The following is a 1,368-nucleotide window of genomic DNA, read 5'->3' as shown; positions in this document are numbered from 1 at the left end:
AAAACATGCGAAGCCCGATTTGGCTCTAGCCATTGTGTCTCACTGCGAAGAGAAAGGTATGGAATGTATCCCTGTGTTGTTGCGTTGGACTTTAAAACGCATCGTTACTATGGCGAGCGGGAATACTTAAGCCTTATATCTATTTACTCGTTTTCCACTTAAATAGTCTTTGGGGATAGCACTGCGCTATCCCCTTAAAATTTAGGCAAAAAAAAGCACACCAATTTAGTGTGCTTGTATCAAATATCATTAATTTTGATTAACTGTATTGAGAGGGATAAAGCTCAATACACAGCGGATACAAATTAGATCGGGGGTTCACTACTGTGCTTGCTCAGCGAGCGAAGAAGAAGTAGCGGTTGATTTCGCATGTAACCAAAGTCCTGTTGCTTTCATCAAGTAACCAAATATGCCACCTAATACAAGCGATGGAACAACAAGTTGCCAATTGCCATCTGCTGCGAATGTCGCGCAAGAACCAATGAAAGTACCAGGAATGTACGCTAGCCAAGCCTGTTTCGCTTGAATACACATGAAAAACGCTACAACAGCTGTGATCACATAACCCAAGATCTCTAAACCTGCGTAAGTGGAGCCATAAATAATTACCATTGCCCAGAATACACCGGTCAAGTTAGTAATTAAGCTTGTCGCTAAACCTTTTAATCCACTCGTTGGAGCAGCGAAGTAGCTTGTACAGCCTAAAAAGCCTGCCCAAGATAAAAGGCCAAGAGAAATGGCAATCCAACCCCAAACGCCGGACAGAATCCCAGTAGTAATAGAGATTGCTAAAAGTGTTGTCATGGTATTCGTACCTGCTCGGCGACTATCGCACCCTTTTGGTTTGATAACTGCCTTCATACATTGAAATCAAGAACCAATACTAGGCACATCGCGCCAGTTTATCGGTGATAATGATCACAACAATATCACCTTTCGTTTCATGTTTTACACAAATTATTTGACGCAACCGATAAATCAACAGATTTAGAAAATAACAAAAAACAGAGATGGACGAATAAAAGAGACAAAAAAGGCCCTGCGATGCAGAGCCCATTAAAATTGATAGTACCTATAAGACGGAAGGTTTGCCCTTCATCATGCGCAAACCTTCACGCTTTATGCAATCGACCAACGGGTTTTCGGCCATATCCGCACGCCAAATAAAGGACAATGTGCGCTCCATTTTCAGATCTGGTACGTTTAGCGCGACTAAACGTCCTGCCTCAATGTAACGTTCAACATCCAAATATGGCAAACAAGTTAAGTATTGTCCGTTAGCCACCAAGCTGCGCAACACAGGAACATGTTCATACTCACGCCATACATCTAAATCTTCAATCAAATGATGAATGGAGCTATCAAAGG

General features: G+C 42.0%; 2 protein-coding genes. Both read right to left on the bottom strand.

All coding sequences use genetic code 11. The annotated features are described in order from the left end of the window. Positions 1-321: 321 nt before the first annotated feature. Positions 322-804: a DUF1097 domain-containing protein gene (locus R7127_RS26225; protein WP_015313221.1), complete on the bottom strand. Its 483-nt coding sequence runs from the start codon at positions 802-804 to the stop codon at positions 322-324. A 268-nt stretch (positions 805-1,072) separates the two neighbouring features. Beyond that, a partial coding sequence (locus R7127_RS26220; RefSeq protein ID WP_318148685.1) for a LysR substrate-binding domain-containing protein occupies positions 1,073-1,368 on the bottom strand: 296 nt, incomplete at its 5' end.

It is taken from the genome of Vibrio sp. 1159 (genome assembly GCF_033340395.1).
Lineage (GTDB): Bacteria > Pseudomonadota > Gammaproteobacteria > Enterobacterales > Vibrionaceae > Vibrio > Vibrio alginolyticus.
This window is presented reverse-complemented; position numbering and strand designations above follow the sequence as displayed.